25 protein-coding genes, 1 tRNA gene and 5 pseudogenes are annotated in these 26,503 nt (G+C 72.9%); 15 read left to right on the forward strand and 16 right to left on the reverse strand.

Features of this window, described 5'->3' with window-relative positions; translation table 11 throughout:
• Positions 1 to 5 precede the first annotated feature (5 nt).
• From MF408_RS00960 to MF408_RS01000, 10 genes and pseudogenes are all read left to right on the forward strand, one after another.
• Positions 6 to 896 (forward strand): annotated as a pseudogene (locus MF408_RS00960) (flagellar motor switch protein FliM); the annotation flags it as partial.
• A 625-nt stretch (positions 897 to 1,521) separates the two neighbouring features.
• Positions 1,522 to 1,704: a FliM/FliN family flagellar motor switch protein gene (locus MF408_RS00965; protein ID WP_240251572.1), complete on the forward strand. Its 183-nt coding sequence runs from the start codon at positions 1,522 to 1,524 to the stop codon at positions 1,702 to 1,704.
• A 58-nt stretch (positions 1,705 to 1,762) separates the two neighbouring features.
• Entirely contained in the window at positions 1,763 to 2,122 is a 360-nt protein-coding gene (locus tag MF408_RS00970) for a flagellar biosynthetic protein FliO (protein ID WP_240249906.1), read from the forward strand.
• Positions 2,123 to 2,126: 4 nt separating this feature from the next.
• On the forward strand, positions 2,127 to 2,993 hold the full coding sequence (gene fliP / locus MF408_RS00975) for a flagellar type III secretion system pore protein FliP (RefSeq protein ID WP_240249907.1): 867 nt from the start codon (positions 2,127 to 2,129) through the stop codon (positions 2,991 to 2,993).
• 10 nt (positions 2,994 to 3,003) lie between these two features.
• Complete coding sequence (gene fliQ / locus MF408_RS00980) at positions 3,004 to 3,273, forward strand: flagellar biosynthesis protein FliQ (RefSeq protein WP_240249908.1); 270 nt, start codon at positions 3,004 to 3,006, stop codon at positions 3,271 to 3,273.
• Positions 3,274 to 3,281: 8 nt separating this feature from the next.
• Positions 3,282 to 4,046 carry a flagellar biosynthetic protein FliR gene (locus tag MF408_RS00985; RefSeq protein ID WP_240249909.1) on the forward strand — a complete coding sequence of 255 codons (765 nt, stop codon included), beginning with the start codon at positions 3,282 to 3,284 and terminating at the stop codon, positions 4,044 to 4,046.
• A pseudogene (locus MF408_RS00990) lies at positions 4,046 to 5,214 on the forward strand (EscU/YscU/HrcU family type III secretion system export apparatus switch protein). Before MF408_RS00985 ends, MF408_RS00990 begins: the two are co-directional and overlap by 1 nt.
• Positions 5,211 to 6,527, forward strand: coding sequence for a flagellar biosynthesis protein FlhA (locus tag MF408_RS24700; protein WP_275693310.1), 1,317 nt, complete (start codon positions 5,211 to 5,213; stop codon positions 6,525 to 6,527). The pseudogene MF408_RS00990 and the gene MF408_RS24700 overlap by 4 nt, the downstream one beginning before the upstream one ends.
• On the forward strand, positions 6,433 to 7,353 hold the full coding sequence (locus tag MF408_RS24705) for an FHIPEP family type III secretion protein (RefSeq protein WP_275693420.1): 921 nt from the start codon (positions 6,433 to 6,435) through the stop codon (positions 7,351 to 7,353). Before MF408_RS24700 ends, MF408_RS24705 begins: the two co-directional genes overlap by 95 nt.
• A complete protein-coding gene (locus MF408_RS01000; protein ID WP_240249910.1) occupies positions 7,350 to 7,676 on the forward strand; it encodes a hypothetical protein in 327 nt (108 codons plus the stop codon). The genes MF408_RS24705 and MF408_RS01000 overlap by 4 nt, the downstream gene beginning before the upstream one ends.
• Positions 7,677 to 7,679: 3 nt before the next feature.
• Here MF408_RS01000 and MF408_RS01005 read toward each other — a convergent pair whose 3' ends face one another.
• Positions 7,680 to 8,276, reverse strand: coding sequence for a sensor histidine kinase (locus MF408_RS01005; protein WP_240249911.1), 597 nt, complete (start codon positions 8,274 to 8,276; stop codon positions 7,680 to 7,682).
• Between the two features lie 9 nt (positions 8,277 to 8,285).
• On the opposite strand from MF408_RS01005, the gene MF408_RS01010 reads away from it, so the two are divergent.
• The gene (locus MF408_RS01010) at positions 8,286 to 8,753 is read left to right on the forward strand and encodes a hypothetical protein (protein WP_240249912.1); all 468 of its coding nucleotides are present in this window, start codon (positions 8,286 to 8,288) and stop codon (positions 8,751 to 8,753) included.
• A 584-nt stretch (positions 8,754 to 9,337) separates the two neighbouring features.
• On the opposite strand, the gene MF408_RS01015 is transcribed toward MF408_RS01010, so the two are convergent.
• The 8 genes from MF408_RS01015 to MF408_RS01050 form a co-directional block, all read right to left on the reverse strand.
• A tRNA-Ala gene (locus MF408_RS01015) sits at positions 9,338 to 9,410 on the reverse strand.
• Positions 9,411 to 9,504: 94 nt separating this feature from the next.
• On the reverse strand, positions 9,505 to 10,125 hold the full coding sequence (locus MF408_RS01020; RefSeq protein WP_240249913.1) for a histidine phosphatase family protein: 621 nt from the start codon (positions 10,123 to 10,125) through the stop codon (positions 9,505 to 9,507).
• Complete coding sequence (rsfS, locus tag MF408_RS01025; protein WP_240249914.1) at positions 10,122 to 10,523, reverse strand: ribosome silencing factor; 402 nt, start codon at positions 10,521 to 10,523, stop codon at positions 10,122 to 10,124. The genes MF408_RS01020 and rsfS overlap by 4 nt, the downstream gene beginning before the upstream one ends.
• On the reverse strand, positions 10,520 to 11,194 hold the full coding sequence (gene nadD / locus MF408_RS01030) for a nicotinate-nucleotide adenylyltransferase (RefSeq protein WP_275693311.1): 675 nt from the start codon (positions 11,192 to 11,194) through the stop codon (positions 10,520 to 10,522). Before nadD ends, rsfS begins: the two co-directional genes overlap by 4 nt.
• 7 nt (positions 11,195 to 11,201) lie before the next feature.
• Positions 11,202 to 11,360: a hypothetical protein gene (locus tag MF408_RS01035; RefSeq protein ID WP_240249915.1), complete on the reverse strand. Its 159-nt coding sequence runs from the start codon at positions 11,358 to 11,360 to the stop codon at positions 11,202 to 11,204.
• Positions 11,361 to 11,585: 225 nt separating this feature from the next.
• On the reverse strand, positions 11,586 to 12,047 hold the full coding sequence (locus MF408_RS01040; protein WP_240249916.1) for a VTT domain-containing protein: 462 nt from the start codon (positions 12,045 to 12,047) through the stop codon (positions 11,586 to 11,588).
• On the reverse strand, positions 12,044 to 12,688 hold the full coding sequence (locus tag MF408_RS01045; protein WP_240249917.1) for a CDP-alcohol phosphatidyltransferase family protein: 645 nt from the start codon (positions 12,686 to 12,688) through the stop codon (positions 12,044 to 12,046). Before MF408_RS01045 ends, MF408_RS01040 begins: the two co-directional genes overlap by 4 nt.
• A gap of 43 nt (positions 12,689 to 12,731) precedes the next feature.
• Complete coding sequence (locus MF408_RS01050) at positions 12,732 to 13,982, reverse strand: glutamate-5-semialdehyde dehydrogenase (RefSeq protein ID WP_240249918.1); 1,251 nt, start codon at positions 13,980 to 13,982, stop codon at positions 12,732 to 12,734.
• A gap of 103 nt (positions 13,983 to 14,085) precedes the next feature.
• On the opposite strand from MF408_RS01050, the gene MF408_RS01055 reads away from it, so the two are divergent.
• Positions 14,086 to 15,678, forward strand: a complete 1,593-nt coding sequence (locus tag MF408_RS01055) for a hypothetical protein (RefSeq protein WP_240249919.1) — start codon at positions 14,086 to 14,088, stop codon at positions 15,676 to 15,678.
• Between the two features lie 57 nt (positions 15,679 to 15,735).
• On the opposite strand, the gene MF408_RS01060 is transcribed toward MF408_RS01055, so the two are convergent.
• From MF408_RS01060 to MF408_RS01070, 3 genes are all read right to left on the reverse strand, one after another.
• On the reverse strand, positions 15,736 to 16,701 hold the full coding sequence (locus tag MF408_RS01060; protein WP_240249920.1) for an electron transfer flavoprotein subunit alpha/FixB family protein: 966 nt from the start codon (positions 16,699 to 16,701) through the stop codon (positions 15,736 to 15,738).
• Between the two features lie 14 nt (positions 16,702 to 16,715).
• Entirely contained in the window at positions 16,716 to 17,489 is a 774-nt protein-coding gene (locus MF408_RS01065; protein WP_240249921.1) for an electron transfer flavoprotein subunit beta/FixA family protein, read from the reverse strand.
• A 147-nt stretch (positions 17,490 to 17,636) separates the two neighbouring features.
• The gene (locus MF408_RS01070) at positions 17,637 to 18,842 is read right to left on the reverse strand and encodes an enoyl-CoA hydratase/isomerase family protein (protein ID WP_240249922.1); all 1,206 of its coding nucleotides are present in this window, start codon (positions 18,840 to 18,842) and stop codon (positions 17,637 to 17,639) included.
• Between the two features lie 194 nt (positions 18,843 to 19,036).
• On the opposite strand from MF408_RS01070, the gene MF408_RS01075 reads away from it, so the two are divergent.
• Positions 19,037 to 19,834 (forward strand): hypothetical protein, encoded by a 798-nt coding sequence (locus tag MF408_RS01075; protein ID WP_240249923.1) that lies wholly within the window; start codon positions 19,037 to 19,039, stop codon positions 19,832 to 19,834.
• Positions 19,828 to 21,369: an alpha-amylase family glycosyl hydrolase gene (locus MF408_RS01080; RefSeq protein WP_240249924.1), complete on the forward strand. Its 1,542-nt coding sequence runs from the start codon at positions 19,828 to 19,830 to the stop codon at positions 21,367 to 21,369. The genes MF408_RS01075 and MF408_RS01080 overlap by 7 nt, the downstream gene beginning before the upstream one ends.
• Positions 21,370 to 21,472: 103 nt before the next feature.
• Here the strand turns inward: MF408_RS01080 and MF408_RS01085 are convergent, their stop codons facing one another.
• The 4 genes and pseudogenes from MF408_RS01085 to glgP (MF408_RS26445) form a co-directional block, all read right to left on the reverse strand.
• Complete coding sequence (locus tag MF408_RS01085; RefSeq protein ID WP_240249925.1) at positions 21,473 to 22,807, reverse strand: HNH endonuclease signature motif containing protein; 1,335 nt, start codon at positions 22,805 to 22,807, stop codon at positions 21,473 to 21,475.
• 313 nt (positions 22,808 to 23,120) lie between these two features.
• Positions 23,121 to 23,942, reverse strand: a complete 822-nt coding sequence (locus MF408_RS26435; protein ID WP_345893820.1) for a hypothetical protein — start codon at positions 23,940 to 23,942, stop codon at positions 23,121 to 23,123.
• A 109-nt stretch (positions 23,943 to 24,051) separates the two neighbouring features.
• A pseudogene (gene glgP, locus MF408_RS26440) lies at positions 24,052 to 24,834 on the reverse strand (alpha-glucan family phosphorylase); the annotation flags it as partial.
• A gap of 79 nt (positions 24,835 to 24,913) precedes the next feature.
• Positions 24,914 to 25,855: pseudogene (glgP, locus tag MF408_RS26445) on the reverse strand (alpha-glucan family phosphorylase); the annotation flags it as partial.
• 115 nt (positions 25,856 to 25,970) lie between these two features.
• On the opposite strand from glgP (MF408_RS26445), the pseudogene MF408_RS01095 reads away from it, so the two are divergent.
• A pseudogene (locus MF408_RS01095) lies at positions 25,971 to 26,462 on the forward strand (molybdopterin molybdenumtransferase MoeA); the annotation flags it as partial.
• Positions 26,463 to 26,503 lie beyond the last annotated feature (41 nt).

Genomic DNA, 26,503 nt, shown 5'->3' on the forward strand with positions numbered 1-26,503 from the left:
GCCCCGTGCCCTACCGCGCTCGCACCCGCCGGCGCACCGGCCGCACCGAGCCGACCCCCTACGACTTCCGGCGTCCGATCCAGCTCTCCCGCGAGCACCAGCGCACGCTGCAGCTCGGCTTCGACGGGTTCGCCCGGCAGGCGACGACCGTCTTCACCAGCTCGCTGCGCACGGTGTGCGCGGTCAGCCTGGTCGGCATCGAGCAACGGACCTACGCGGAGTACGTCGACAGCCTCGACGCCTCGACGTACATGACGCTCTTCGCGGCCGAGCCGATCCCGGGCACCGGCGTCCTCGAGGTGCCGCTCCTCGCGACGATGTCGTGCGTCGACCACATGCTCGGCGGGCCCGGCGCGGACGACCAGCCGCTGCGGCCGCTGACCGAGATCGAGAGCGGCGTCATCGGCGGCCTCGTCGAGCGGCTGCTCGGCGAGATGCGCTACTCGCTCGCCGCGCTCGTGGCGCTCGACCCGACGGTCACCGGCACCGAGTACAGCCCGCAGTTCGCGCAGGTCGCCGGCGCGTCGGACGTGATGGTCGTCGTCGCCTTCGACCTCCGCATCCGGGACCGCGGCCACCGGATGACGATCTGCCTCCCGTTCACGGGCCTGCTCCCCCACCTCGCCAACGCCAGCGGCGCCGGCGCCGTCTCCGAGCGCGAACGGGCGCAGCGTGCCCTCGCGGCCGAGCTGCTGCACGAGCAGCTGGTCGAGGTGCCGCTCGAGGTCGCCGTCCGGTTCCGGCCCACCACCCTCGACCCGGCCGCCCTCGCCGCCCTGCAGCCCGGTGACGTGCTGCCCCTGCGCCACCCGTCGGACGCGCCGCTCGACGTCACCGTCGCCGGCACCACGTTCGCGCACGCCACGCCCGGCTCCCGCGGGCAGCGGCTGGCGGCGCTCATCGTCGACACCCCCCAAGGAGACCACCGCATGACCGACCCGTCGACCGTCGCCGCCGACGCCGCCCAGGCCGTGGCCGACGTGCTGCCCAGCAGCGCCGAGCTGGTCGTCGGCCCGGCCCAGCCGGGCTCGCCCCACGTCACCGCTGCCTTCTCGGGCGGCGCGCTCGCGCGGCTGGACGGCGTACCCGGGTGCGTCGTCGTGCTCGTCGGACACGAGCTCACCGACGCCCTCGCCGCCGGCCCGCTGGGCGGGCTCGACGTGGCGGCCGCCTGCCAGCCGGCCCTCGACGCCGCCGCCCGCCGGGTGGGCGGGCACGCCCGCGCGGCCGAGTCGCTCGACCTCGCCGCCGAGGGCTTCGACATCACCGATGCCATCGGTGGCCCGTTCTCGACGGTGCCGTTGATCGGCGTCGGCATCGCGGCGGCGGTGCTGGTCGCCGACAGCACGCTGGCGGGCGCCCGTGAGCCGCTCGTCGACGGAGACGGCGGAGGGACGGGGCAGGCCGACGCCGCCGAGCCCCGCCGAGCCGTTCGTCCCCACGTTCGCGCCCGCTCCGCGCGGGCTGGAGCTGCTCCACGGCGTCGACATGGAGGTGACCGTCGAGCTCGGGCGCACCCGGATGACCGTCCGCGACCTCCTCGCGCTCGCCCCCGGAGCCGTGCTCGAGCTCGACCGCGCCGCCGGCAGCCCGGCGGACCTGCTCGTCAACGGCCGCCTCATCGCCCGCGGCGAGGTCGTCGTGGTGGACGAGGACTTCGGCCTGCGGGTCACCGAGATCCTCGACGCCGCTGCCGCGGTCTGACCGGGGCACCGCCATGGCAGGTCTCGGGTTCCAGCTGGTCGCCTCCCTCGCGTTCGTCGTGGGGCTGCTACTCGTCGCCGCCAAACTGACCGCACGGCGGCTCGGCGGCGGTGCCGGGTCGCCGGTGCGCGTCCTCGCCCGGCAGTCGATCTCCCGCGGCAGCGGCGTGGTCGTCGTCCGCGTCGGCGAGCGGGTGCTCGTTCTCGGCGCCACCGAGCAGCAGGTCTCGCTGCTCACCGAGATCGACCCGGCCGAGCTCGACGTCGAGGAGCCCGCGGAGGAGCCGGCCGCCCGGCCGGCCGGCTCACACCGCGCCCCCGCCCAGGCCCTCAACGGCTCGGTGCTCTCCCCCGCACCTGGCAGCAGGCCGTGGCGGCGGTCGCCGGGCGGACCGGCAGCGCGGGCGGGGAGCGGCTGACGTCATGACCGCGCCCTGCACCCGGGGCTGCTCCGTCCGGCGGTGGCGCCGGCACGCCGCGCGGGCCGGTCTGCTGCTGGCCGCGTCGGCCATAGTGGTGACCGTGCTCGTGGCCGGCGCCGGCCCGGCTCACGCCGACCCGCTGGGACCGGGCGGTCCGGACGGACCCGACGGACCCGGTGGACCGGGCGGGACTGGAGGCGGCTCGGTCGAGATCGACCTCGGCGGCCTGACCGACAAGCCGAGCACCAGCCTGCTGCTCATCCTGGCGCTGACGCTGCTGAGCCTGCTCCCGGCCATCCTCCTCACCTGCACCAGCTTCACCAAGGTGCTCGTGGTGCTCGGCCTGACCCGCAACGCGCTCGGTCTGCAGCAGATCCCCAACAACCAGGTGCTCGCCGGCCTGGCGCTCTTCCTCAGCCTCTTCATCATGGCGCCGGTCCTCGGGGAGATGAACGACGTCGCCCTCCAGCCCTACCTGGACGGGACCCTCTCCACGGCACAAGCCTGGGACGCCGGCCTCGAGCCGCTGCGGACGTTCATGCTCCACAACACGGGGGACGAGGAGCTCGCGCTGCTCACCAACGTCGCCGACCGCGAGCTGCCGCCCAGCCGCGAGGAGGTCGGCACGACGACGCTGATCCCCGCGTTCGTCCTGTCGGAGCTCAAGGACGCGTTCATCATCGGCTTCATCGTCTTCATCCCGTTCCTCGTCATCGACATCGTCGTGAGCGGGGCGCTGATGAGCCTCGGCATGATGATGATGCCGCCGGTGATGGTGTCGCTCCCGTTCAAGCTGCTGCTGTTCGTGATGGTCGACGGCTGGGCGCTGATCGTCGAGTCCGTCGTCGCGTCGTACGGCGTGGGCTAGGCGCTGCCGCATGACCGACACCTCGATCATCGAGATCGCCTCGCAGACCATGTGGGTGGCGCTCAAGCTCTCCGCGCCGATCCTGCTCTCGGCCCTCGTCATCGGGTTCGCGATCTCGCTGTTCCAGTCGATGACGCAGATCCAGGAGTTCACGCTCTCGTTCGTCCCGAAGGTGCTGGGCGTCGGTGCGGCGCTGCTCCTGTGCGGGCACTGGATGCTGCACACGCTGGTGCAGTTCACCGTCGAGCTCTTCGCCGCGCTGCCCGCGCTGCTCGGCTGACCACCGTCGTGACCCTCTCCGTCGCCGGTGCGCCGCTCGTCGCCCTGCTGCTGGCGTCGATCCGGGTCGTCGCCTGGCTCGCGCTGGTGCCGCCGTTCGCCAGCCGCGGGGTACCGGCCATGGCCAAGGTGGTGCTCGCGCTGGGGCTCTCCCTGGCCGTCGCGCCCGGCCTGGCGGAGCAGCCGCTCCCGGTCACGACGCCCGACCTGGTGCTCGCGATCGTCGCGCAGGCACTGATCGGGGCCGGCATGGGCTTCGTGACCATGCTCCTGCTCTCGGTGGTGGCCGCCGCCGGCACGCTGGTCGACCTGTTCGGCGGGTTCGCCCTGGCCTCCGCCTGGGACCCGCTGGCCATGAACCTGAACTCGGTGTTCGGACGGTTCCACCAGATGATCGCGGTCGCCCTGCTGCTCGTCTCCGGCGGCCACCTGCTGGTGATCGGTGGCCTGCTCAGCACCTTCGAGCACCTCCCGCTGACCGGGATGCCCGCCCTGGGCGGCTGGGCGGACGTCATGACCACGGCGTTCTCGATGTTCTTCACCGTGTCGGTCCAGATCGCGCTGCCGATGGTCGCCGTGCTCTTCATCGCCGACCTCGGTCTCGCACTCCTCACCAAGGTCGCCCCCCAGCTCAACGCGCTGACGGTGATGTTCCCGGCCAAGGTCGGCCTGACGCTGATGCTGCTGGGCCTCTCCTTCCCGGTGATCCCGGATGCCCTGGAGCGGGTCGTCGGGCTCGCCAACGAGGCGATGGCCGTCATGGCGGGCCTCTGATGAGCGGCGAGAAGACCGAGAAGCCGACACCGAAGCGGCTCAAGCAGGCCCGCAAGGACGGCCAGGTCCCGCGCACCCCGGAGCTCGGCGGCTGGCTCGGGCTGCTCGTGGTCGCGCTCGCCCTCGGTCCGCTCCTCGACCGCGAGGTCGACGCCGTGCGCACGCTGATGGCGGCCCACCTCCGCGCGGTGGAGGACCCGTCGGTCGCGGTCGCCACCACCCTGCTCCGGGAGGCCGGGATCCACGTGGTCGTGGTGTCGGCGGTGCTCGGCTCGATGGTGCTCGTGGTCAGCGTGGTCGCGACCGTCGCCCAGGGCGGCTTCGTCCTCTCCCCCAAGCTGGCCAAGCCGAACCCCAAGAAGCTCGACCCGTTCCAGGGCGCCAAGCGGATCTTCGGGCCGCAGGCGTGGTGGGAGGGGTGAAGGTGTTGCTGAAGTCGGCCGTCGTGGGGGTCCTGGCCTGGTTGTCGCTGCGGGCGATGATGCCGCTCGTGGGTGGGCTGATGCCGATCGAGGTGGTGCTCACCGAGGTCGGCAGCCGGGTCTCCTCGATGATGACCAGCGTCGCCGTCGCCGGCGTGGTGATGGCGGGCGCCGACTACGCGGTGATCCGCCGCCGGATCGGCAAGCAGGTCCGGATGAGCCACGCGGAGGTCAAGCAGGAGCACAAGCAGACCGAGGGCGATCCCCTGGTCAAGAGCGCGATCCGTTCCCGGCAGCTGGCGGCGTCGCGGAACCGGATGATCCAGGACGTCGCCGACGCCGACGTGCTGCTCGTCAACCCGACACACGTGGCGGTCGCGCTGCGCTACCAACCGGAGCTCGGCGCGCCCCGCGTCGTCGCCCGGGGCGCCGGCGTGGTCGCCGACCGGATCCGCACCCGCGCGGCCGAGGAGCGGGTGCCGATGGTGCGCGACGTGCCGCTGGCCCGCGCGCTCTACCGCAGCTGCGACGTCGGCCAGGAGATCCCACCCGAGCTGTGGGCGGCGGTCGCGCAGGTGCTCGCCTTCGTGATCCGCCTGCGCACCCGCGGCCGCGCCGCCGGTGCCCACGCGACCCCGCGGGACGACGCGGACCTCCCGGCCGTGGGCCGCGGCCGGCACCGTCGTGAGCACGGTCGTGGCGAGGTGCCGCCGAACCCCTCAGGTCGCGACGCAGGCCGCCGATGACCCGAAGTGACCGGCGCCAGGACGGCGCCGCCCGCGGTGCCACGGACGGCAGCCACGTCGTCGTCCCCGGAGAGGCCCTGCCCGCCGTGAACCAGCTGACCAAGCTCGGCGTCCCCGTCGGCATCGTGCTCATCGTCGTAATGCTGGTCGTGCCGCTGCCGCCGGTCGTCCTCGACCTGCTCATCGCGCTCAACATCACCGGAGCGCTGCTGGTGCTCCTGGTGGCGATGTTCATCCACCGCCCCCTCGACTTCGCCGCTTTCCCCTCGGTCATCCTGGTGATGACGCTGTTCCGGCTGGCGCTCAACGTCAGCGCGACCCGGCTGGTGCTGCTCGACGGCTACGCCGGCAAGGTCATCGACACCTTCGGCCACTTCGTGGTCGGCGGGTCGCTCATCGTGGGACTGATCGTCTTCGCGATCCTGCTCGTCATCCAGTTCGTCGTCATCACCAACGGCGCCGGCCGGGTCGCCGAGGTCGGCGCCCGGTTCGCCCTCGACGCGATGCCCGGCAAGCAGATGGCGATCGACGCCGACCTCAACTCCGGCCTGATCACCGAGGACGAGGCTCGTCGGCGGCGCGCGGAGGTGCACGCCGAGGCCGACTTCCACGGGGCGATGGACGGCGCGTCCAAGTTCGTCAAGGGCGACGCCATCGCCGCGATCGTCATCACGCTCGTCAACCTGGTCGGCGGCTTCGCCGTCGGCGTCGCCCAGCACGGCATGCCGTTCGGGGAGGCCGTCAACACCTACTCCCTGCTGTCCGTCGGCGACGGCCTGGTCTCCCAGATCCCGGCGCTCCTGCTCTCCGTGGCCACCGGTCTGGTGGTGACCAGGTCGGTCGCCGAGGAGGACATGGGCTCCGACCTGCTCCGCCAGGTGACCGCCCGCCGCACCCCGCTGCGGGTCGCCGGCTTCGGCGCGCTCGGCATCTGCCTGGTCCCGGGCCTGCCGAAGATCCCGTTCGTGGTCGCGGGCGGCCTCATGCTCCTCGCGTCCAGCCGGATCGTCGACGAGGAGCCCGCCCCGGCCGCGCCGTCGGTCGCGGACGACGCCCCGGCGCCCGACTCCGCCGAGCAGCTCGTCTCGGAGATCCGGGTCGACCCGCTCGGCCTCGAGCTGTCGGCCGACCTGGTCGACCTCGTCGACACCCGTTCCGGGGGGCGACCTCCTCGACCGGGTGAAGGCGCTGCGCCGCAAGGTCGCCGGCGAGCTGGGCATCGTCATCCCGCCGGTCCGCACCCGCGACAGCCTGGAGCTGCCGATGGGGACCTACGCGATCCGGTTGTACGGCGTCGAGGTGGCCCGCGGTGAGGCCCCGCGCGGCACCGCGCTCGCCATCGGCGACGTGATCTCCGCGCTGCCGGGCCGGCCGACCAAGGAGCCGGTCTTCGGCCTCGATGCGAAGTGGATCCCCGTCGAGAGCCGGCACCAGGCCGAGGCCGGCGGCGCGACGGTGGTCGACCGCGCGTCGGTCGTCACCACCCACCTCGCCGAGGTCGTGCAGCAACACGCCGCGCACCTGCTCGGCCGCGAGGACGTGCGGCTCCTCGTCGACATCGTCAAGCAGACCCACCCCGTCGTGGTGGAGGAGCTCACCCCGGCCCACCTGTCGCTCGGCGAGGTCCAGCGGGTGCTGCGGGCCCTGCTGGAGGAACGGGTGCCGATCCGCGACCTGGTGCGCATCCTCGAGTCGCTCTCGGTGCGGGCGGCGGTGTCGAAGGACCTGGACGGCCTGGTCGAGGCGGCCCGCGCCGCGCTCGAGCCGGCCCTCGCCGCGCCGTACCTCGACGGCGGCACCCTGCACGCGATCAGCTTCGACCCGCTGCTGGAGCAGCGGATGCTGGAGGGCCTGCGCCAGACCGAGCAGGGCGCGACCCTGGTGCTCGACCCCGAGACCGCCCAGCACGTGCTGCTCACGCTCACCCGGACGGTGACCGGTGCCGAGGACCTCGGCCTGCACCCGGTCCTCGTGTGCGCGCCACAGCTGCGGGCAGCCGTACGCCGCTTCGTGCGGCCCGCGGCCGAGCGGACGCCGGTGCTCGCCTACACCGAGCTGGCCGCGGCACGCACGGTCAGCTCCGTCGGTGTCGTGCAGCCGGCCGGCACGGGGGCGGCGCTGCCGGTGGGTGCTCCGTGAGCGGCCGGGAACCCGACCTGCCGGGCCTGCTCAGCGGGCCGGTGCTGGTGGTGGCCGGGGTGCTGGCGTCGCCGGCGTACCTGCGGCTGGCCCAGGGCTTGCTGACGGTGCAGGAGGCGCTGACCCGGGTGCTGGTCGTCACCGCGGTCTGCATCGCCGCGTGGGGCGCCGTGCGGCTGTCGATCCCGGTCCTGCTCGGCCGCGCCGCACCCGGGGCCGACGTCACCGAGCCGGTCACCGGCGTGGTGGTGGACCCCACGGCACCGACGCAGGTGCTCGACGTCGCCGACCACGGCTCGTCGCCTCCGGCCGGTCCCGCGTAGCGGTCAACCGAGAGCCGGCACCGTCCACGTCAGCCGGGTGCCCTCGCCGGGCGCGCTCGTCAGGTCGACGCGGCCCCCGAGCGCCTCCGCGCGGTGGGCCGCGTTGTCGAGGCCCTGCCCACGCGTCACCGTGTCGGGGTCGAAGCCGCAGCCGTCGTCGGTCAGCCGCAGCGTGAACCGTCCCGGCGAGGCCTCGAGGTCGATGCTCGCCGACGAGGCGCTCGCGTGCCGCGCGACGTTGGAGAGCGCCTCGCGGAGCGTCATCAGCACCCCGTCGGCCACCTCGGGGGCCAGGGCCGTGTCGACCGGCCCCGTGGTGCGCAGCACCGGCAGGAAGCCCAGGACCGGCGCGTACTCGCCGATGAGCGCGCGGACCGCCTCGTGCAGCGACCGGCCGCCGCCCCGTCCCAGCTCGAAGATCGTCGCGCGCAGGTCGTCGATGGCGGTGTCGAGCTCGGCCACCGCCTCGTCGACCCGCTCCCGCAGACCGTCCAGGTCGGCGCTGCTCCGGGCGGCCTGCAGCTGCATGCCGGTGGCGAAGAGCCGTTGGATGACCAGGTCGTGCAGGTCGCGGGCGATCCGGTCGCGGTCCTTGGCCACGAGCAGCTCGTGCCGGTCGCGGATCGCCTGCGCCCGGTCGAGGGTGAGGCCCAGGTGGTCGGCCAGCGCGCCGAGCAGGTCGCGCTCGAGGTCGCGCAGCGACGCCCAGGTCTGCGTGGTGTGGTCGATGAGGAGGACCCCGCGGGCGCCAGCTCGGTGTGGATCGGCACGATGATCGTCGAGCGGCCGTCCGCACTCGGCACCGCGACCACGTCACCGGTCGCAGCCGCGCTCCGCACCTCGCTGTTGAGCCGCTTGAGCGCGCCCGTCACGTGCTCGGCAGGGCCGGCGGACGCGGCCACCTCGAGCAGCTCGCCGTCGCCCTGCACCAGCGCCACCGCGCGGGCGCCGGACAGGGTGCGCACCTCGTCGACCACCGCGTCGAGCGCCACGTCGGCCTGGAGCGACGGCGCGAGCGCGGCGGAGATCCGCACCGCACCCTCCATCCAGGCGCGGCGACGCTCGCTCTCCTCGTAGGCTCGCGCGTTGTCGATGATCACGCCGGCGGCGCGGGCCAGCGCCTCGACCAGCGCCTGGTCGGTCGCGGTGAACGGCTCCCCACCCGCCGGCTTGCCCAGGTAGAGGTGGCCGAACGCCTGCTCCCCCACCAGCACGGGCGCTCCGAGGAACCGCTCGATGGGCGGGTGCCCCGACGGGTAGCCCACCGAGCCGGGGTGCTCCGCGACCCGGTCGACCCGCATCGCGGTGCGCTGCTCCGGCACCATGCCGATGAGGCCGTGCCCGGCCGGCATCATCCCGATCCGCGCGATCTCCTCGTCGCTGAACCCGTGGGCGACGAGGTCGATGAACGCGCCGGACCCGTCCCTGGGGAACGGCTCGGAGGGGATCCACGGTGCCGAGCACGCCGTACGCGGCCCCGGTCACGCGGCAGGACGTCTCGACGATCCGTCGGAGCACCCCGCGGAGGTCGAGGTCCGACCCGATCGCCACCACGGCCTCGAGCAGCGCTCGGGTCTCGGGGGGCAGCTCCAGCTCCATCCGAGCCCTGGTTCCCTTCGCGAGCCGTCGGCCCGGGTCCGCGACCGGTCTGTCCTGTGCGGTGGAGCTGAGGGGACTCGAACCCCTGACCCTCTGCATGCCATGCAGATGCGCTACCAGCTGCGCCACAGCCCCGCGGTGTCGACCCGGGCCACTGCGTGAGCCCTGGGCAACGCGGAGAACCTTACCGAACCGGTGGACCGAACACGAAATCGGCCCCGCCGGCGGCTCACGCGGTGCGGTTGTACGCCGCCAGCCGCCAGGTGCCGGCCGGACGCTCCTCGAGCTCGACCCAGGCGCAGTTGCCCAGCGCCCGCAGGTCGAGGGCGGTCGCCGCGGGCCAGCCGAGCCAGTGGACGGTCGCGGTGCGGATCGCGGCGCCGTGCGCCACGAGCACGGCGGTCCGTCCCTGGTCCAGCCCGGCCGCGGCCTCCTTGAGGACGGCGGTGAACCGCTCGGCCACCTCGGCGGCGGTCTCGGCGCCGGGGATGTCGTCCCAGTCGCCGACGCGGAACCGCGCGTACTCGGCCGGGTCGAGCCCGGCGTACTCCTCGTGGGTGAGGCCCTGCCGCTCCCCCAGGCAGAACTCCCGCAACCGCTCGTCGTACGCCGGCTCCAGGCCGGTGACGCGCGCGACCTCCTCGGCCGTGCGCCGGGCGCGGACCAGGTCGGACGACCACAGTGCGACCGGCGAGAGGGCCGCCATCGCGGGTGCGACCCGGCGGGCCTGCTCGATCCCGGTGGCGTCGAGCTCGGCGTCGGCCTGGCCCTGGATCCGCCGGGTCGCGTTCCACGCCGTGCGGCCGTGCCGCAGCAGCACCAGGCGCCTCGCGTCCGCGGGCTCGCTCACGCCGGGTCGCCGGTGCCCGTCGTGCCGTTGGACCGGGCGACGTCGGCGGGGAGGTCGATGACCGGGCAGTCGCGCCACAGCCGCTCGAGGGCGTAGAACTGCCGCTCCTCCTCGTGCTGGACGTGCACCACGATCTCGCCGTAGTCGATGAGCACCCAGCGACCGTCGCGCTCGCCCTCGCGACGCACCGGCTTGGCGCCGATCTCGCGGAGCTTGTCCTCGACCTCGTCGACGATCGCCTTCACCTGGCGGTCGTTGGCGCCGGAGGCGAGGAGGAAGGCGTCGGTGATCGCCAGCTGCTCGCTGACGTCGAACGCGAGCAGGTCGGTGGCGAGCTTGTCGGCGGCGGCGCGGGCCGCGGTGTGGACCAGCTCGACGGCGCGGTCGGTTGCGCTCATGGGGCTCCGTGATCGATCGGGTGGTCGGTGGGGTGGTCGGTGAGGTGGGTCCTCGGGTCGGGGTCGCCGTTGCGGTAGAGCCGGTGCTTGGTGATGTACTGCACGACCCCGTCGGGGACGAGGTACCAGATCGGCTGTCCCTCCCGCTGCCGCTGGCGGCAGTCGGTGGAGGAGATGGCGAGGGCCGGCACCTCCAACATCGTGACACGCTCGGCCGGGATCGCCGAAAGCGTGGCCGGGTCCATCTCCGCGCCGGGCCGGGTGCAACCGACGAAGTGGGCGAGCTCGAAGAGCTCGTCGGCGTCGCGCCAGCTGAAGATGTCGGTGAGGGCGTCGGCTCCCGTGATGAAGAACAGGTCGGCGTCGGGCAGCTCGGCCCGCAGGTCGCGCAGCGTGTCGATGGTGTACGTCGGCCCGTCCCGGTCGACGTCGACCCGGCTCACCCGGAACCGCGGGTTGGCGGCCGTGGCGATCACGGTCATCAGGTAGCGGTGCTCGGCCGGCGAGACCACGCGGTCGACCTTCTGCCAGGGCTCACCGGTCGGGACGAACACGACCTCGTCGAGGTCGAACCACCCCTGCGCCTCGGACGCCGCGACCAGGTGGCCGTGGTGGATGGGGTCGAAGGTGCCGCCCATCACCCCGACCCGGGGCCGGCGCGCGGCGGTCATCGACGGGTCAGCTGTGGTCGCGCCCGCCACCGAAGAGGACGAGGCCGACCAGCAGCAGGAGGAGGAGCAGCAGCACACCGCCGCCGATGAACCACGGGTTCACGGCGGGCTCGCCGTGCTCCTCGGCGGCCTGGATCACGGCGAGGGCGGTCTGGCTGATCTGCATGCCCGCATGCTACCGAAGCCGGCTGCAACCCCTGCCTGCGCCCAGCCCATCCCCGAGCGCCACAAGTAACGACGCCGCGCAGCTCGGCCCACACCCTCCCGAGCCGTCGCGCCGCCCGCCTTGCCTGGACTGACTGGAGCGAGGGAGCGAGGAACGAGCGACCGAGCGGAGGGAGGGAAGGCAAGGCGTCCAGGGCGGCGCGACACGCGCGAGCGGAGCGAGCGCCTAATGCAGTGCTACGTCCACGCCCAGGAAGAGTGCCGTGAACCGGATCGTCCTCCCGACGAGGACGGTGGGGACGAAGGCCCACAGCGGCATCCGGAGGACGCCGGCGACGGCCGCCACGACGAGCAGGGGCGGGATGCCGGCGGAGGCGGCGACGAACACGACGCCGATGCCGAACCAGGGCCGGCCCTGCAGGCGGTCGACCCACCGGTCGTAGCCGGCCTTGATCTTGGGCTGGGACAGCCGGCGCTGGGCCCAGCGGGAGCCGGCGCCGCGCCGGGCGACCTCGTACCAGATGATCTTGCCGACGGTGGCGCCCGCGCCGGCGGCGATGCCGAGCGCCACGGCGGCGGGGACGCCGGGCTCGGACGCGCCGGCGCCGAGGATGTAGAACTCGATGGGCAGGAAGGGCACGAGCGCCGACACGATGCTGATGCCGAACGTCGTCAGCCACAGGATCATGCGGTGTGGGCCCGTTCGGGGACGGGGAGCCCGAGCTGGAGGAGCCAGCGCAGCGAGACGCACTTGAGGACCAGCAGGGCGACGGCGATGAGGAGCGCCAGCCACCACCAGCCGGTCACGAGGAGCAGCACCGCGAACAGGCCGGAGTTGGCGGCCTTGCCGAGCCGGGACCAGTTCCAGAGGTAGATCCGGCGGTCGACGACGTGGAAGTAGTTGGGGCTGCGGATCGGCCAGGCGAGGAACGCCAGCGACAGGAACATGTCGATGACCATGAACTCGAAGAGGTAGACGGCGACCGGCAGCGCGACGAGCTCCATCGGCTGGTCGCCGAACAGCGGTGCGGGCTGGAGCCAGGCGAGCCCGATGTAGAACGCACCGCAGCTGAGCCGGTCGCAGATCATGTCCACGACGCCGCCGATGCGGGTCTCGCAGTCGAACCACCGCGCCCACTCGCCGTCGAGCGTGTCGCCCACCCAGTAGGTGACGAGGCCGGCGACGAGCAGGGCGAGGCTCTCCTCGTAGGCGCCCCAGAGGCTGAGCGCCAGGGTCGCGACCGTCCGCACGAGCGTGATGACGGTCGCGCCGGTGAGGAGCCGCTCGGTCGCGGGGTCGGCGTAGATCCGCTCCGGGCTGCCTGCCATGGGCCGAAACCTACCGGCGGGCGCGTCGGTGTCCGTCAGCCCCTCAGCGCACGTGGCCGTCGCCGACGACGACGTACTTCGTCGACGTCATCTCCGGCAGGCCCATCGGCCCCCGGGCGTGCAGCTTCTGGGTGCTGATGCCGATCTCGGCGCCGAACCCGAACTCGCCGCCGTCGGTGAACCGGGTCGACGCGTTGACGAGCACCGCGGCGGAGTCGACCTCGGCGACGAACCGCCGCGCGGCGGACTGGTCCTCGGTCACGATCGCGTCGGAGTGCTGGCTCGACCAGCGCCGCAGGTGCTCGAGGGCGGCGTCGAGGTCGGGCACGACGCGGGCGGCGATGTCGAGGGAGAGGTACTCCTCCGCCCAGTCGTCGTCGGTGGCGGGCACCACGCCGTCGTACGCCGCGAACGCCTCGTCGCCGTGGATGGTCACCTCACGCTCCCGGAGCGCCGCGACGACCATGGGCAGGAACGCCTCGGCGACCGCCTCGTGGACGAGGAGGGACTCGGCGGCGTTGCAGACGCTGGTGCGGTGCGTCTTGGAGTTGAGCACGATCGCGAGCGCCTTCTCGAGGTCGGCGGCCGCGTCGACGTAGACGTGGCAGTTGCCGACGCCGGTCTCGATGACCGGCACCGTCGACTCCTCGACCACCGAGCGGATCAGCCCGGCGCCGCCGCGCGGGATCAGGACGTCGACGTGGCCGCGGGCACGCATCAGTGCCTTGACGCTCTCGTGGGTGTCGCCGGGCACGAGCTGGACGACGTCGGCCGGGAGCCCGGCCGAGGTCACGGCGTCGCGGAGCACCGCGACGACGGCCGCGTTGCTGGAGCGGGCGCTGGAGCTGCCGCGGAGCAGCACCGCGTTGCCGGACTTCAGGCAGATGCCGGCGGCGTCGGCGGTGACGTTGGGCCGGGCCTCGTAGATCATGCCCACCACGCCGAACGGGACCCGCACCTGGCGGAGCTCCAGCCCGTTGGCCAGCACGCTCCCCCGCACGACCTCGCCGACGGGGTCGGCGAGCCCGGCGACCTCGCGCAGGCCCTGCGCCATCCCCGCGAGCCGGTCGTCGGTGAGGCGGAGCCGGTCGATGATGTTGGCCGGCGTGCCCCCCTGCTCCGCGCGGGCGACGTCGTCGGCGTTGGCGGCGAGCACCTCGTCGGTCCGGTCCAGCAGCGCCGCCGCCATCGCGTGGAGGGCGGCGTCCTTGGTCGCGCGGGTGGCCAGCCCGAGGTCGCGGCTCGCGACCCTGGCGCGACGAGCTGCCTCGATGACCTGCACGGTGATGCTCACGTGCCCGAGACTAGTGCGAGAACGAACGCAACCCTGCGCCGGTCTCGGGCGTCAGTCAGTTCAGCGGCACTCCGCCGCCCCTGCTCTCGGAGAGGAACACCCCGTGACCGATCGACCCACCCGACGCCGACCTCTGCGTCGCGTCCTCGTCGCGGTGCTGGCGCTCGCAGCGCCCACCGCCCTGACCGCCGGACTCACCACCGGCACCGTCGGCGCGACGCCGATCGCCGTCGCCGCCGACGACGACCCGCCGTTCACGCTCAGCGTCCCGAAGCGCCGCGTCGCCTACGGCGGCGACGACCGGGTCTGGGACGACCTCGGCATCCGGCTGGTCGGCGGCGACCGGCCCACGGAGCTGTGGCTCCAGCGCAGCTCCTACGACAAGAAGATCACGGTCACCTGGAAGGACCCGGAGGGAGACCCGGCCGGCGACGTGGTGATCGGCCGGAACCACAGCAAGTTCAACCGTCTGCAGAAGTTCATCGTCCTCCGCGTCGACCCCGTCGGCCCGCGGAAGCCGTTCCGCGTGGTGCGCGGCGGCTGCCTCGGCGGCGACTCGCAGCGGGTGCGGCCGGACGCGCCGGCGACCTCGCCGTTCCCCGGCCAGTGCGAGTACAACTTCAACCCGTTCGCGACCGGAGCCGTGCAGGGGCTCGAGGCGGGGCACGCGGGGACCGCGATGAACCCCTGGGGCGCGCTCCCGATCGGGCGCGGCCGCTACGACGTCACGGTGCGGATCGCGGACAAGTGGGCCGACGCCTTCGGGCTCTCGGAGGCCGAGCGCACCGCCACGCAGCGCCTGGTCGTCCGTGGGTACGACGAGGGCGAGGGCAAGGGCCGGCAGCGAGCGCAGCAGTCGTCCGGACGCACCGGCGGGATCGCCGAGGACCCGGCCCGACGGGCTCCTTCCCCGGCTGCGGCGGTGACGCCGGACGAGCTCCCCGACGACACTCCGCTGCCCGACCTGCGGGCCCTGCCGGCGTGGGGGATGCAGATCTCCCCCAACGGCAACTTCCTGCAGTTCTCGGCGACGGTGTGGAACGCCGGTGACAGCCCGCTGGTGGTCGACGGTTTCCGGCGGCCCAAGCAGGCCTACATGGACGGGTACCAGTACTTCTTCGAGCCCGACGGGACGCAGCGGCCGGAGTACGTCGCCGTCGGCGGGTTCGAGTGGGACCCGAAGCCGACGCACCTGCACTGGCACTTCCAGTCCTTCGCCCGCTACACCCTGGTGCCGCACGGCCACGACCCGGACCACGGCGACCCCGGCCACCACTCGAAGTCGCGCAAGGAGGCGTTCTGCCTCGCGCCGACCGACGCCGTGGACCTGACCGTCGACGGTGCCGACGTCCACACCGAGGAGGTCGACCTGGGCTCCGCCTGCGGTGACCGCGACTCACGCGCCATCCGCGAGGTGCTGCAGTCGGGCTGGGGCGACACCTACGCCCAGTTCCGCGCCGGGCAGTCGTTCAACCTCAAGAGCCTGCCCAACGGCTGCTACGACGTCATCGTCGAGGGCAATCCGGCGATCGCGGGCTCGCGGATCCTCGTCGAGTCCGACTACACCAACAACGTCTACAAGCGGAAGGTGTGCATCGGAGGCAAGGAGGGCGCCCGCAAGATCCGCAGCATCGAGCCGATCGGGATCGTCACCGAGGGCTCGGAGCACTTCCCGGCGGCGCGGCACCGCCACTGACACGACAGAACGCCCCGGCCGGGAGACCGGCCGGGGCGTTCGTCGTCCTGCGGGGGCTCAGCCCTTGCGCTTCTCGATCTCCTCCGTGGCCTTCGGCAGCACGGCGTGGAGGTCGCCGACCACGCCGAAGTCGACGAGCTCGAAGATCGGGGCCTCCTCGTCCTTGTTGACGGCCACGATCGTCTTCGAGGTCTGCATGCCGGCCCGGTGCTGGATCGCACCGGAGATGCCGTTGGCGACGTAGAGCTGCGGCGAGACCGTCTTGCCGGTCTGGCCCACCTGGAAGGTGTGCGGCTTCCAGCCGGAGTCGACCGCCGCGCGGGAGGCGCCCACGGCCGCGCCGAGGGAGTCCGCGAGCGCCTCGACAGCGGTGAAGTCACCGCCGGTGCCACGACCGCCGGAGACCACGATCGCGGCCTCGGTCAGCTCCGGGCGGCCGGTGGACTGACGCGGCTGCGAGGCGACGACCTGAGCGCCCTTCGCGGCGTCGGAGACGGCCACGGCGACCTCCTCCACGGCACCGGCGCCAGCGCCCTCCTCCGGAGAGGCGGCGTTGGGCTTGACGGTGATGATCGGCGTGCCCTTGGTGACCTTGGCCTTCACCGTGTAGTTGCCGGCGAACACCGACTGGGTGGTGACCGGGGTGCCGTCCTCCACCTGGACGTCGACGGCGTCGGTGATCAGGCCGGACTCCAGCTTGATCGCGAGCCGGGCGGCGACCTCCTTGCCCTCCGAGGTGGACGGCACGAGGATCGCGGCCGGACCCTCGGCCTTGTCGGCGACCTGCGCCAGCGCCTCCGCCTTCGGGGCCACCAGGTAGCCACGGATCTCGCTGTCGTCGACGACGTAGACCTTCTCGGCGCCGTAGGCCTTCACCTTGTCGGCGACCTCGGCGGCCTTGTCGGCGCCGCCGATGAACACCGCCGAGGGGGCGCCGATGCGCTTGGCGATCGCGAGGAGCTCGTACGTCGGCTTGCGGACCGCGCCGTCGACGTGGTCGACCAGAACCAGAACTTCGGACATCTCTACTCAGCTCCTCAGATGAACTTCTTGGAGGCGAGGAACTCGACCAGCGCCGTCGCGCCCGAGCCGTCCTCGTCCTTGACGATCTCGCCGGCGGTCCGCGGCGGCCGTGCCGCGGTCTCCTCGACGGCGGTCCAGGCGGCCTCGAGGCCGACCTGGCCCGCGTCCACGCCGAGGTCGCTGAGCGCGTAGGTCTCCAGCGGCTTCTTCTTCGCCGCCATGATGCCCTTGAACGACGGGTAGCGGGCCTCGCCCGACTGGTCGGTGACCGACAGCACCAGCGGCATCGTGGCGCCGACCACCTCGGTGGCCGTGTCGCCGTCGCGCTTGATGCGCACCTGGTCGCCCTGGGTCTCGACGACCGACGCCAGGGTGACCTGCGGCAGGCCCAGGCGCTCGGCCAGCATCGCCGGCAGCACCCCGCCCGAGGCGTCGGTCGACGCCATCCCGCACATCACGACGTCCGGGCGGCCGACCTTCTCGATGGCCTTGGCGAGCACCAGCGACGTCGCCACGTAGTCCGAGCCCGCGATGGCCTCGTCCTGGACGTGCACGCCCTGGTCGGCGCCCATCTGCAGCGCCTTGCGCACCGCGTCGACGGCCTTCTCCGGGCCCACGGTCAGCGCGGTGACGGTGACCTCCTCGTCGGCGCGCTTCTCCTTCAGCTGCAGCGCCTGCTCGACGGCGTACTCGTCGAGCTCCGACAGGAGCCCGTCGACGCCCACGCGGTCAACGGTGTTGTCCGACTCGAACCGCCGGTCGGCGGTGGCGTCGGGCACGTACTTCACACAGACGACAATGTTCATGGTTGTGGCCGGGCCGGCCCCTTCCTGCACTCGTGAGTCCCCCGTGCGGGGACCAGGTGTGGTCCGTTGCGGACAGCACTGGGCAGGTTACCGCCCGGTTCTCCACGGCGGTGACCGAGCAGGCGTGGACTACCTCACACGGCCGGGCGGCCCCCGGCCGACGGTCAGGGACGGATCAGGCGCTCGAGGAACCGGCCGATGATGAGGTAGACCACAGCGGCGATGCCGTAGTTGAAGAGGGCGGTCTTGACGTGGCCGTTGGGGTCGTCGAACTCCTTGACCGGCTCGTCGAGGTCGAAGAAGCCGAGGTCGAACGCGTCGGCCAGGTCGCCGATGATCTGCACCAGCTGGTTGTCCTGGTTGGCGTCGAGCGCGATCGTGAAGGCGGCCGTCGCGAGGACCAGCGCGAGCAGCAGGCAGACCGTCCACACGACGCGCGACACGATGCTGCGGGACGCGCGCCACCCCGAGGCTCGCCGACCTCGACGGCTTGTCGGGTCCGGAGGCTCCGGGTGTCTTGGTCGTTCGCTCGGTCTTCTCCGCCATGCCGGTCACCGTCCTTCGAACTTCGCCTTGCCGGGGGCCGTTCTCGACGAACGACCGCATGCCCGTGGTCCGGTCCTCGGTGGCGAACACCGCGGCGAACTGCTGGCGCTCGATCGCCAGACCGGTCTCGAGGTCGCCGTCGAGACCGCGGTCGATGCTCTCCTTGGCGGCGCGGAGGGCGTACGGCGCGGCGTGGCGGAACTTCGCGGCCCAGGCGACCGCGGCGTCGTAGACCTGGTCGGCCGGGTGCACCTCGTCGACCAGCCCGATCGCCTTCGCCTCCTCCGCCTTCACGAACCGGCCGGTGAAGACCAGGTTCTTGGCCCGGGCGGGGCCCACCAGGCGGGCGAGCCGCTGGGTGCCGCCCGCACCGGGGATGATCCCGAGCAGCACCTCCGGCTGCCCGAGCACGGCGTCCTCCGCGGCGAACCGCAGGTCGGCCGCGAGCGCCAGCTCGCACCCGCCGCCGAGGGCGTAGCCGTTGACCGCCGCGACGACCGGCTTCGGGATCCGGGCGATCGCGGTCACGGCCCCCTGGACCTGGTCGACCCGGTCGACCATGTCGACGTACGACAGCTCCGCCATCTCCTTGACGTCGTTGCCGGCCGCGAAGACCCGCTCGCCGCCCCACAGCACGACCGCCCGCACGTCGTCGCGGGCGCTCGCCTCCGCGGCGGCCACCAGCAGCTCGTTCTGCACCTGGAAGCTGATCGCGTTCATCTTCGGACGGTCGAGCCGGATGGTGCCGACACCGTCGGCCACCTCGAGTCGCACGAACTCGCCGGTCATGGGGCTCCTACTCGTCGGGAGGGGTGTCGGCCGTGGGTGATGCCCGGGCCACCCTGCTGTCGGGGCTGATCTGGTCTGGTCTGGCCCGTTGGGAGGGCATTGTGCCGTCCCGCACCCTCGCAGGTCACGGAATCGCGGCAGATGGACAAGAGCCGAGGAGGCACCCTGACCCGGTACCCGGCAGAATCGGGCCCATGAGTGCTGGTCTGTGGCGCAGCCTCGGAGAGCGAGCAGCCGTGTGGCCAGGACGCAACTGGCCGCTCGGCGCCACGTGGACCCCGGAGTCGACGAACTTCGCCGTCCACGCCCCGCAGGCGACCGACGTGTGGCTGTGCGTCTTCGACGAGGAGGGCGGTGAGCAGCGCCACCTGCTCACCGAGCAGTCGCTCGGCATCTGGCACGGCGCGCTGCCCGGCATCGCGCCGGGCACCCGCTACGGCTGCCGCGTCGCCGGGCCGTGGGACCCGGCCCGGGGGCTGCGGTTCAACCCGCAGAAGCTGCTGCTCGACCCCTACGGCCTCGCCGTCTCCGGCGACGTCGCCGCCGGCCCCGAGGTGCTCGGCTACGACGTCGCCGACCCGACGCAGCCGAGCCCGCTCGACTCCGCCGGCTCGACGGCCCGCAGCGTCGTGGTCGACCCGGCGTTCGACTGGGAGGGCGACACCCCCGATGCGGCGTCGGTGGCGCGACACCGTCATCTACGAGCTGCACGTCAAGGGCTTCACCGCGCTCCACGACCGGATCCCCGAGGAGCTCCGCGGCACGTACGCCGGCCTCGGGCACCCCGTCGTGACCGACTACCTCACCGACCTCGGCGTGACCGCCGTCGAGCTGCTCCCCCGTCCACCAGTTCTTCTCCGAGCCCGCGCTGCTCGAGCGCGGCACCACCAACTACTGGGGCTACAACTCCCTCGGCTACTTCGCACCGCACGGCGCGTACTCCTCCGCGGGCGACCGCGGCCAGCAGGTCACCGAGTTCAAGCAGATGGTGAAGTCGCTCCACCGCGCCGGCATCGAGGTCATCCTCGACGTCGTCTACAACCACACCGCCGAGGCGGGACCCCAGGGCCCGACCCTGTGCTTCCGCGGCTTCGACGACCGCGGCTTCTACCGCCGGGTGCCGCCCGCCGCCGGCAACGGCGACTTCGACGACACCTACTGGGACGTCACCGGCTGCGGCAACACCGTCAACACCGAGGACCCGCAGGCGCTCCGCCTGATCCTCGACTCCCTGCGCTACTGGGTCACCGAGATGCACGTCGACGGGTTCCGGTTCGACCTGATGTCGGCCCTCACCCGCAGCGGCACCGAGATCGACATGTCCTGCAAGCTGCTCGTCGCCATGGGCCAGGACCCCGTGCTGCGGCACGTGAAGCTGATCGCCGAGCCGTGGGACACCTCGATGGGCGGCTACCTCGTGGGCCGCATGCCCCCGCCGTGGGTGGAGTGGAACGACCAGTACCGCGACACGGTCCGCGACTTCTGGCGCGGCCACACCACCGGCGTCCACTCCCTCGCCACCCGGCTCGCGGGCTCCTCCGACCTCTACGCCGACGACGGCCGGTCGGCGTACAACTCGGTGAACTTCGTCACCGCCCACGACGGCTTCACGGTCCGCGACCTGGTCTCCTACGACCACAAGCACAACGAGGCCAACGGCGAGGACAACCGCGACGGCACCGACGACAACCGCTCGTGGAACCACGGCGTCGAGGGCGAGACCGACGACCACGCGGTCGTCGCGCTGCGCCGCCGGCAGGCGGCCAACCTGATGGCCACCCTCTGCCTGTCCAACGGCGTCCCGATGCTCACCGCCGGCGACGAGCGCGGCCGCAGCCAGGGCGGCAACAACAACGCCTACTGCCAGGACAACGAGACCTCGTGGGTCGACTGGAGCGCCGACGGCGGCTTCGGCGCCTGGCTCGACGTCTACGAGGTCACGAAGGCGGCGCTCCGGCTCCGCCGGGACCACCAGACGCTGCGGCAACGGCACTGGTTCGAGGGGCGGCCCACCATCGTCGGCGGCCCCAAGGACGTCGCCTGGCTGCACCCCACCGGCCGCGAGATGACCGACGACGACTGGCACGACGCGGGCCTGCGCACCGTCGGCATGTTCGTCTCCGGCAAGCCCCTGCGCGAGCCCGGTCCGCGCGGCGAGCAGCTGCTCGACTCCTCGTTCCTCATGTGGTTCCACGCCGGCCCCGAGCCGTGCGCCGTCTTCCTCCCCCGAGAACGACTGGGTCCACGAGGGCCGGGTCGTCGTCTCGACCGACCCCGACCTCCCCGTCGGCACCCCCATCGAGGTCGGCGGCGAGCTGCTCATCGGCCCGCGCTGCGTCGTGGTGCTGCAGGAGGAGTAGCCGGCGGTCATACCTCGACCGTGGAGAAGAACGAGCAGCGTGGGCGCTCGCCGCGGGGGTCGCGGCGCCCGGGGACGTCATGCGGATCGTGGGCGATCGCCCTCGGTGCGTATGACGTCCGCGGCTGGCGCTGGGCGGAAGCGCAGGGGCCCGGGTTGTGCGGTTGATCGCGGTCACCTGGTGACGGGGATCCACCGCGCAGGCCCGCGAGGCGGTGACCGGGCATGCCGCTGGCCCCGCCGAGTCGGGCGGGGGTGCTGGGCGCGGTGCCTATTGCTCGGGCGGGTCGGTGCCGGCGTCGTCACCGGGGTCGAGGGCCCGGGTGACGGCGGCGGTGACGAGGTAGCGGTGCCGAGACGGGCTGGTCCACAGGTAGACCGTCGGGGCGAGGCGTTCGTAGCTCCAGCCGGCATGGGTCTTGGCCCGATGATGACCGCGACACAGGGCTGCCAAGTTGCACGGACACGTCTCGCCACCGTGGGCGTGCGGCTGGATGTGGTCGACGTCGCTGCGTTCGGCGCGCTTGGTGCACCCGGGGAACACACAGTGGTGGTCACGCTGGACCACGATCCGGCGGTGGCGGTCGGGCACTTCGTAGGCGTCGATGGGCTCGCAGTCGGCGAGGTCGAGGACCGGGCGGACGATGATCCGCCCCGCCGCACCACACCACTGACGGATCTGCTCGGCGGTGACGGGAACCTGCAGGTCTTGCAACCGACCGACACACGCCCCTTCGGATGCGGCGGCGTCGTCGCTGAGGGCGGTGTCGGTGAGGTGGACGAACAGCTCGATGCCGCGTCCGGCGACCGGGCGCGGGTGCTCCGGCTGGTCGCCGTCAGCGTCGTCGCCGGCGAGGTCGAGGGTGAGCTGGTCGCGGGCGATCTCACCGACCGCCTTCGCACGGCGGACGTCGAGGGAGTCCTCATCGCCGAGTGACGCGAGCTCCTTCGCCTTCGCGGCAACCGCCCGCTCGAGATCCATCGCGTCGGCGGTGTCGAGGACGCCGTCGACCGGCACCACACCCTCGGTGCCGGCGTGGTCGAGGTCGATGTCGAACCGTCGAGACTCCTCCGCACGCCGGCGGCGGGCTTCGGCGAGATCGGGCTGGAACCGGGTGATCGCCTCCTCGACGAGCCGGTCGATCTGCGCCCACGAACACCCCGCTACGAACGGGGCGAGGTGGTGGTCGACGAACCCGACCGCTTCGTGGTTGAGGAGCCGGGTCTGGTCGGCGATCCGCAGCGCTTTCCACACCGGCACCAGCCCCTCTTCGACCCTGGCCCAGATCTGCGGCAGCCGGTGGCTCAGCTCCACGACGCAACCCACGTAGGAGCGGGCCGAATCGAGGGGGCGGCCGAGGATGGGCGCGAGCTCGATGATCGCGAAGTCGCTGATCAACGGCGCACCCTCACCCGCCACAGGGAGGCCGGTGTCGAGCCCCCGCTCCGTGAGCGTCGCCGCGCCCTCAGCGGAGCTGATGGTGTTGAGGTTGGCCCAGTGCGCGACCTGCTGGACCTTGGCGAGCTCCAGCTCCGCGAGGGTGTGGTGGGTCTCGGCGATGCCGTCGAGGAGCTCGTGCGTGAGCGTCCTCTCCGGTGCGTCCATCCCGAGTTCCATGAGGCCTAGTCAACACGCCGCCACCGACACCGCCCGATGCTCAGAAGCCGTCTGTGGAGAGGGAACCGGCTCATCGGCGCTGTGGACGACGAGTGGGCCGAACACCCTCCTGCCACCCTCGACGCCGCCGGCCGACCGCGGCGCGCACCCCTCGTCGTACCCCGTCTCGGCCCCGACCACAGAACGACGACCCCAACCGACCTCGCGCCCGGTCGGAGCGAGCAACCAAGCGCCGCGACCACCGCGGCGAGCGACCGCGCTCCTCGATTCACCTCATCGAGTCGAGGCTCGCCCAACCGCCTCAGGCGAAGGTGACGACCCCGAGCTCCGCGGGGGCGACGAGCAGCGGGTTCGCGGGGACGACCCGGACGGTGTAGCCGAACGGGCCGGACCGGCCGAGGCCGAGCTCGCCGTCGTAGCGGTGGCGACCGCCCTCGTAGGTCTCCACGGCCTGCAGCTCGGTGACCTCGGGGTCGATGAGCTGGTCCTCGGAGTTCACGAGGCCGTGGAGCAGCTGCACCTGGACGTCGCCGGGGGTGAGGTCGCCGAGGGCGACGTAGGACCGGACGGTGAGCGGCGTGCCGACCTCGGGGGCGTCGCCGACCCCGAAGGACTCGACGTGCTCGACGCGGACGCCCGGCCAGGCGCCGCGCACCTTCGCCTTCCAGTGCGCCAGCTCGCGAGCGCCCGCGTAGTCGCTGTTGAGCGCGCGGGCGTTGACGGTGGCCGGGGTGTAGAGCCGGCGGACGTAGTCGCGGACCATGCGGGTGGCGAGCACCTTGGGGCCGAGCGACTGGCAGGTGTGGCGCATCATCTCGACCCAGCGGCGCGGCACGCCGTCGCCGTCGACGTCGTAGAACCGGGGGGCCACCTCGTGCTCGATCAGGTCGTAGAGCGCGGCGGCCTCGAGGTCGTCGCGGCGGTCGGGGTCGTCGAGGCCGTCGGCCGACGGGATCGCCCAGCCGTTGTCGCCGTCGAACCACTCGTCCCACCAGCCGTCGAGGATCGACAGGTTGAGCCCGCCGTTGAGGGCGGCCTTCATCCCCGACGTCCCGCAGGCCTCGTAGGGCCGCAGCGGGTTGTTGAGCCAGACGTCGCAGCCGGGGTAGAGCGGCTGGGCCATGGCGATGTCGTAGTTGGGCAGGAAGACGATCCGGTGGCGGACGTCCTCCCTGGTCGGCGAAGCTCACCAGCTGCTGGATCAGCCGCTTGCCGCCGTCGTCGGCGGGGTGCGACTTGCCGGCGATCACCAGCTGCACCGGCCGCTCGGGGTGGAGCAGCAGCGAGCGCAGCCGCTCGGGGTCGCGGAGCATCAGCGTGAGCCGCTTGTACGACGGCACCCGCCGCGCGAAGCCGATCGTCAGGACGTCGGGGTCGAGGGCGTCGCCGATCCAGCCCAGCTCGGCCCGGGCGGCGCCCCGCTTCTCCCACGAGCGGCTCAGCCGGCGCCGGGCGTCGAGGACCAGCTTCTCCCGCAGCCGGCGCTTGACCTGCCAGAGGGCGGCGGAGGGCACCTTGTCGACCGCCGACCAGACGGCGTCGGTGTCGTCGCTGTCGAGGTCGGCGCCGTGCGCGGCCACCAGGTCGAAGAGCTCCCGCGCCACCCAGGTCGGCGCGTGGACGCCGTTGGTGATGGAGGTGATCGGGACCTCGGCCTCGTCGAACGCCGGCCACAGCCCGTTGAACATCCCGCGGCTGACCTGGCCGTGGAGCTGGGAGACGCCGTTGGCCCGCTGCGCGAGCCGGAAGCCCATCACCGCCATGTTGAACACCGACGAGTCGCCGCCGTCGTAGTCCTCGGCGCCGAGCGCGAGCACCCGGTCGACGGGCACGCCCGGCGTGGGGCCGGCGTCGCCGAAGTACTGCTCGACGAGCGTGCGGGGGAACCGGTCGATGCCGGCGGGCACCGGGGTGTGGGTGGTGAAGACGGTCGAGGCGCGGCCGACCTCGAGCGCGGTGTCGAAGTCGAGGCGCGGACCGTCCTCGGCGACCGTGAGCTCGCGGATCCGCTCGATGCCGAGGAACCCCGCGTGGCCCCTCGTTGGTGTGGAACACCTCCGGCTCCGGGGCGCCGGTGATCCGGCAGTAGGTTCGCAGCGCGCGCACGCCGCCGATGCCGAGGAGCAGCTCCTGCCGGAGCCGGTGCTCGGAGTTGCCGCCGTAGAGCCGGTCGGTGATGTCGACGTACTGCTGGGGGTTGCCCTCCACGTCGGTGTCGAGCATCAGCAGCGGCACCCGGCCGACGCTGGCGACCCAGATCCGGGCGAGCAGGTCCGGCCCGTCGGGCAGCGGCAGCGAGACGGTGGCGCGGCTGCCGTCGGGCTCGTGGAGCAGCGAGATCGGCAGCCCGTCGGGGTCGAGCACGGGGTAGGTCTCCTGCTGCCAGCCCTCGCGGGAGAGCGACTGCTTGAAGTAGCCGTGCCGGTAGAGCAGGCCGACGCCGATGATCGGCACGCCGAGGTCGCTGGCCGCCTTGAGGTGGTCGCCGGCGAGGATGCCGAGGCCGCCGGAGTACTGCGGCAGCACCGCGGTGATGCCGAACTCCGGGGAGAAGTACGCGACCTGCCGGGGCCAGGCGGCGTCGGGCTCCCGCTCCTGGGAGACCCGCTGGTACCACCGCGGCTCGGTGAGGTAGGCCTCGAGGTCGGCGCGGACCTCGCCGAGGCGGCGGACGAACCCCTCGTCGCCGGCCAGCTCCTCCCACCGCTCGGCGGGCACGGCCCCCAGCAGCCGCGCCGGGTCGTGGGCGCAGGAGGCCCACAGCTCCGGGTCGACCGCCGCGAAGACGTCCTGCGTCTCCGGGTGCCACGACCACCGGAGGTTGGTCGCCAGCTCACCCAGGGCGGCCAGGGCAGGGGGCAGCACGGGTCGGACAGTGAATCGCCTGATCGCTCGCACGGACCGACGGTAGCCCTCGGAACTTGAACGTTCCAAGAAAGCGGCGAACAACGACCGTGATCGTGACAACACCGTCGGCCGCCGCACCGTGCGACCGGGCCGGCTCCGCGCGGTCGCCCCCGACGTAACGCCGGTCACGCTCCGCCGTTGAACGGGGCAACGACGGGCGGGGCGGAGTCATGGGGGCTGCCCCGCCCGTCGTCCGCCGCCAACGGCACCCGGGGGCGGCCCGGCGGCACTAGGGTGGCCGCTGATGTCCGCCCTCGTGCCCGTCCCCGACCACCAGCGCCGCGTCGCCGAGCTGCTCGGCGTCATGCCCGTCGAACGGCGGGGCGTCGACGAGGCCGCCGGGCTGGTGCTGGCCGAGCCGGTCGCCGCCGCCGAGCCGCTGCCGGCGTTCGACAACTCCGCCATGGACGGGTACGCCGTCCGGGCCGCCGACGTCGCCGGCGCCGGGCCCGACCGGCCGGTCCGGCTGCCGGTCGCCGCCGACGTCCCCGCCGGCGCCCCCGTGGGCGAGCTCGCGCCGGGGACCGCCCACCGGATCATGACCGGCGCCCCGGTCCCCCGCGGCGCCGACGCGGTCGTGGAGGTGGAGGCGACCGATGCCGGCACCGACGTCGTCGCGATCGCCGCCGAGCGCGCGGCCGGCACGTTCGTCCGCCCGGCCGGCAGCGACGTCGCCCCGGGCGCCGCCGTGCTCGCGGCGGGGACCGTCGTCGGGCCGGCGCAGCTCGGGCTGCTCGCCGCGCTGGGGATCACCGAGGTCGCGGTGCGCAGGCGTCC

Origin of the sequence: Nocardioides sp. TF02-7 (assembly GCF_022437945.1) — a bacterium.
Classification (GTDB): domain Bacteria; phylum Actinomycetota; class Actinomycetes; order Propionibacteriales; family Nocardioidaceae; genus Nocardioides.

What these genes read in the sequence shown, in the direction of transcription:
- MF408_RS01075 (WP_240249923.1), top strand. Translation starts at nt 19,037, where the DNA reads ATGAGTGCTGGTCTGTGGCGCAGCCTCGGAGAGCGAGCAGCCGTGTGG.
- MF408_RS01080 (WP_240249924.1), top strand. Translation starts at nt 19,828, where the DNA reads ATGGTGAAGTCGCTCCACCGCGCCGGCATCGAGGTCATCCTCGACGTC.
- MF408_RS01045 (WP_240249917.1), bottom strand. Translation starts at nt 12,688, where the DNA reads ATGGCAGGCAGCCCGGAGCGGATCTACGCCGACCCCGCGACCGAGCGG.
- MF408_RS26435 (WP_345893820.1), bottom strand. Translation starts at nt 23,942, where the DNA reads ATGGCCCAGCCGCTCTACCCCGGCTGCGACGTCTGGCTCAACAACCCG.
- MF408_RS01040 (WP_240249916.1), bottom strand. Translation starts at nt 12,047, where the DNA reads ATGATCCTGTGGCTGACGACGTTCGGCATCAGCATCGTGTCGGCGCTC.
- MF408_RS01070 (WP_240249922.1), bottom strand. Translation starts at nt 18,842, where the DNA reads ATGACCGGCGAGTTCGTGCGACTCGAGGTGGCCGACGGTGTCGGCACC.
- fliQ (WP_240249908.1), top strand. Translation starts at nt 3,004, where the DNA reads ATGACCGACACCTCGATCATCGAGATCGCCTCGCAGACCATGTGGGTG.
- MF408_RS01085 (WP_240249925.1), bottom strand. Translation starts at nt 22,807, where the DNA reads ATGGACGCACCGGAGAGGACGCTCACGCACGAGCTCCTCGACGGCATC.
- MF408_RS01035 (WP_240249915.1), bottom strand. Translation starts at nt 11,360, where the DNA reads ATGCAGATCAGCCAGACCGCCCTCGCCGTGATCCAGGCCGCCGAGGAG.
- MF408_RS00965 (WP_240251572.1), top strand. Translation starts at nt 1,522, where the DNA reads ATGACCGTCCGCGACCTCCTCGCGCTCGCCCCCGGAGCCGTGCTCGAG.
- nadD (WP_275693311.1), bottom strand. Translation starts at nt 11,194, where the DNA reads ATGACCGCCGCGCGCCGGCCCCGGGTCGGGGTGATGGGCGGCACCTTC.
- MF408_RS24700 (WP_275693310.1), top strand. Translation starts at nt 5,211, where the DNA reads ATGACCCGAAGTGACCGGCGCCAGGACGGCGCCGCCCGCGGTGCCACG.
- rsfS (WP_240249914.1), bottom strand. Translation starts at nt 10,523, where the DNA reads ATGAGCGCAACCGACCGCGCCGTCGAGCTGGTCCACACCGCGGCCCGC.
- MF408_RS01060 (WP_240249920.1), bottom strand. Translation starts at nt 16,701, where the DNA reads ATGTCCGAAGTTCTGGTTCTGGTCGACCACGTCGACGGCGCGGTCCGC.
- fliP (WP_240249907.1), top strand. Translation starts at nt 2,127, where the DNA reads ATGACCGCGCCCTGCACCCGGGGCTGCTCCGTCCGGCGGTGGCGCCGG.